The organism is Enterovibrio qingdaonensis, from assembly GCF_028683135.1.
Lineage (GTDB): Bacteria > Pseudomonadota > Gammaproteobacteria > Enterobacterales > Vibrionaceae > Enterovibrio > Enterovibrio qingdaonensis.
Map to the genome: position 1 here is coordinate 1 of NZ_JAJUBB010000046.1, position 3524 is coordinate 3524.

Here is a 3524-nt window from a genome sequence, read left to right on the forward strand (position 1 = left end):
TTGTCTATCAAGTACGAGTGCCCACACAGATTGCATAGGTCAAATTGTTAAAGAACGTTCTCAGCTTTGCTGAGCGGAGTGAGATTTAAACTCAACTCTTTTTTCGAGTCAAGCACTTTCGTGCCTCTCGTGTTGGCTGCGAAATTTGCCGTGCCAACGAGGAGCGCATTATAGGGAGAGATTTTCTATTGGCAATACCTTTTCAATAAAAAAATCACTTTTCCTATCAAAATTAGCCCAAGCACTCAAAAGAGCATCACTTTGACGCAAAAACGACCCTGCCGGGCCGTTTTAAACTTTGAAAACTGCATTAAACCGCTAAATAGTTAAAGCGTTTTCAAGAATGCAGGAACATTTGCAATGCTATCTAACACAGTGCTTGCTAACGCTTCACCCACGTCTGTTACTTCTTTACCTGTACGAACTAGCACCTTTGTTGGAATACCCGCTGCATCGGCTGCACGCATGTCATCGGCTTTATCACCAATCATTACTGACTGGCTCATATCGATCTTTAAGAAGTCACGTGCAGAAAAGAACATGCCTGGTTTTGGTTTACGGCAGTCACAGTCTTGTTTGTATTTACCTTCACCGTGCTCAGGGTGATGAGGGCAATAATAGATGCCATCAAAATCGACGCCTTTGTCTGCGAAGTTCCAATCCATCCATTCTGTCAGCGACAGGAAGTCATCTTCCGTGTAGTAACCGCGTGCGATACCCGATTGGTTGGTAACCAACACCAACAGGTACCCCATTTCTTTCAGTTCGCGACAGGCATCAAAGACACCTTCTACATATTCAAAATCATCAACCTTACTGATATAACCGTGATCCACATTAATCACGCCATCTCTGTCGATAAATACCGCTGGTTTGGCCAAAGTTGTGCCCTCATTAATCTCTTACTTTGGGATTATGACATGCATTCCCTCTTCAATCACCAGACATCGTACTCTCACCTTTTGTGGTAGAGTCATCGCCACTAGCAAGAACGAGTTTTCAACGATGACCTATTCCCTCAACCCTATCGGTACAATTCATTCTCCTTATAAAGAGAAATTTGCGGTGCCTCGTCAACCCGGACTAGCCCCGAGTGCTGTTGCGTCAATTTCGCTCATAGGTGATGCAAACAATGAAGACACAGTAAGAGGTATCGAGCAATTCTCGCATCTGTGGGTACTGTTTTTGTTTGACCAGAATTTAGAGCAAGGCTGGACACCCACTGTCCGTCCGCCGCGACTAGGGGGAAATGAACGTGTCGGCGTTTTCGCTAGCCGTGCGACGTTTCGCCCTAATGGTATCGGAATGTCCGTTGTTCCATTGAAGGGTGTTCGAAAAGTCGGCTCTCAGGTTTTTGTAGATATAGGTAGTTGTGACTTGGTTGATGGCACACCTATTATCGACATCAAGCCTTATATTCCTTATTCCGATTCAGTGTCTAATGCAGAGGGCGGTTACGCCGCTGAAGCACCACCTACTTTAGATGTGACCTTCAGCGACGCGGCACTACAAGTACTCACGCGAGATAAAGACGGCACGAATAAAAAGCAGGTGATTGCCGAGGTACTGGCGCAAGACCCTCGTCCTGCCTATAAAAAAGGCAAAGCAGATACCAAAGAATACGCAGTTCACCTCTTTAACTTTAATGTGAAGTTTACCATTGATGAAGCTGTAATCACTGTCACCGTGATAGAAGCCTTTGGCGAATAGTGATCTCGCTGGTAATATGACGCCCTTACACCCTCCATATTGTAATTTAATAAACGGATAGCTTAGATGCGTACCAGTAAATACCTTCTTTCTACACTGAAGGAAACGCCAAACGACGCAGAAGTGGTCAGCCACCAGCTGATGCTGCGCGCCGGTATGATCCGCAAACTGGCTTCAGGTCTATACACCTGGTTGCCTACCGGTTTGCGTGTTCTGCAAAAGGTTGAAAACATCGTTCGTCAGGAAATCAACAACGCAGGTGCGATTGAGACTCTGATGCCCGTAGTTCAGCCGTTTGAGCTATGGGAAGAGACAGGCCGCTCTGAAAAGATGGGTCCTGAATTGCTTCGCTTCACTGACCGCCACGAGCGTCCGTTTGTTCTGAGCCCGACGGCAGAAGAAGTGATCACTTCGCTTGTTCGTAACGAAGTTAACTCGTACAAACAGTTGCCTCTGAACTTGTATCAGATCCAAACCAAATTCCGTGATGAAGTACGTCCTCGTTTTGGCGTAATGCGCGCACGTGAATTCTCGATGATGGATGCATACAGCTTCGACATCGACAAAGAAGGTCTGCAGAAGTCATACGAAGCGATGCATGTTGCTTACTGTGCAGCATTCGACCGCATGGGTCTGGACTACCGTCCAGTTCTGGCGGACACCGGCGCAATCGGTGGCTCTGCATCTCACGAGTTCCACGTGCTGGCTAACAGCGGCGAAGACACCATTGCATTCTCAACCGATTCTGACTACGCAGCGAACGTTGAAATGGCTGAAGCGATTGCACCTGCTGGTGAGCGCGCTGCGCCGACTCAGGAAATGACTCTGGTTGATACGCCGGATGCAAAAACCATCGCTCAGTTGGTTGAACAGTTCAACCTGCCAATCGAAAAAACAGTTAAGACACTCTTCGTACGTGCTTCTGACGCAGTAGATTCTGACATCGTCGCTCTTCTAGTTCGTGGTGATCACGAACTGAACGAAATCAAAGCGGAAAAACTTCCTCAAGTAGAAATGCCTCTGCAATTCGCTAAGGAAGAAGAAATTCGCGCAGTCGTTAACGCAGGCCCTGGCTCTCTGGGTCCAGTTAACCTAACGGTACCTTTCATCGTTGACCGCAGCGTTGCAGCAATGAGTGATTTCGGTGCGGGTGCGAATATCGATGACAAGCACTACTTTGGCATCAACTGGGGTCGTGACGTTGAACTAGGCGAAGTCGCGGACATCCGTAACGTCGTTGAAGGCGACCCAAGCCCATGTGGTCAAGGTACTATCCTTCTGAAACGCGGTATCGAAGTTGGCCATATCTTCCAATTGGGCACGAACTACTCAGAGAAAATGAACTGTGGCGTTCTGGGCACTGACGGTAAAAACGTTATCTTGGAAATGGGTTGTTACGGTATCGGCGTATCTCGTGTTGTGGCTGCAGCGATTGAGCAAAACCACGACGACAACGGTATCATCTGGCCTGACGCAATTGCACCGTTCACGGTAGCGATCGTTCCTATGAACATGCACAAATCTGAGCGCGTTCAAGAAGCTGCTGAGAAGCTGTATGCCGATCTGACTGCTGCAGGTATCGAAGTCCTGTTCGACGATCGTAAAGAACGTCCAGGTGTGATGTTCTCAGACATGGAACTGATGGGTGTACCACACACTATCATCATCGGTGAGCGCAGCATGGACAACGGTGTATTTGAATACAAACACCGTCGTGACGGCGAGAAAGTACCTGTTGATATGGATCAGATGGTTGAGTTCGTGAAAGCGAAAATGGCTTAATCACCGCTCCAAGAAAAACGCCTCCGAATGGA

Annotated in this window: 3 protein-coding genes; 2 read left to right on the forward strand and 1 reads right to left on the reverse strand. The window is 47.7% G+C overall.

The window, feature by feature from the left end; genetic code table 11:
* Positions 1-326: 326 nt before the first annotated feature.
* Positions 327-881, reverse strand: coding sequence for a D-glycero-beta-D-manno-heptose 1,7-bisphosphate 7-phosphatase (gene gmhB, locus LRP49_RS24995; protein WP_274146369.1), 555 nt, complete (start codon positions 879-881; stop codon positions 327-329).
* Positions 882-1005: 124 nt separating this feature from the next.
* Between gmhB and tsaA the strand changes: the two genes are divergently transcribed.
* The gene (gene tsaA, locus LRP49_RS25000; protein WP_274146371.1) at positions 1006-1710 is read left to right on the forward strand and encodes a tRNA (N6-threonylcarbamoyladenosine(37)-N6)-methyltransferase TrmO; all 705 of its coding nucleotides are present in this window, start codon (positions 1006-1008) and stop codon (positions 1708-1710) included.
* Between the two features lie 66 nt (positions 1711-1776).
* Positions 1777-3492 carry a proline--tRNA ligase gene (locus tag LRP49_RS25005; protein WP_274146373.1) on the forward strand — a complete coding sequence of 572 codons (1716 nt, stop codon included), beginning with the start codon at positions 1777-1779 and terminating at the stop codon, positions 3490-3492.
* Positions 3493-3524 lie beyond the last annotated feature (32 nt).

Coding starts and splice junctions, on each gene's coding strand:
- LRP49_RS25005 (WP_274146373.1), top strand. CDS start 1,777: ATGCGTACCAGTAAATACCTTCTTTCTACACTGAAGGAAACGCCAAAC.
- tsaA (WP_274146371.1), top strand. CDS start 1,006: ATGACCTATTCCCTCAACCCTATCGGTACAATTCATTCTCCTTATAAA.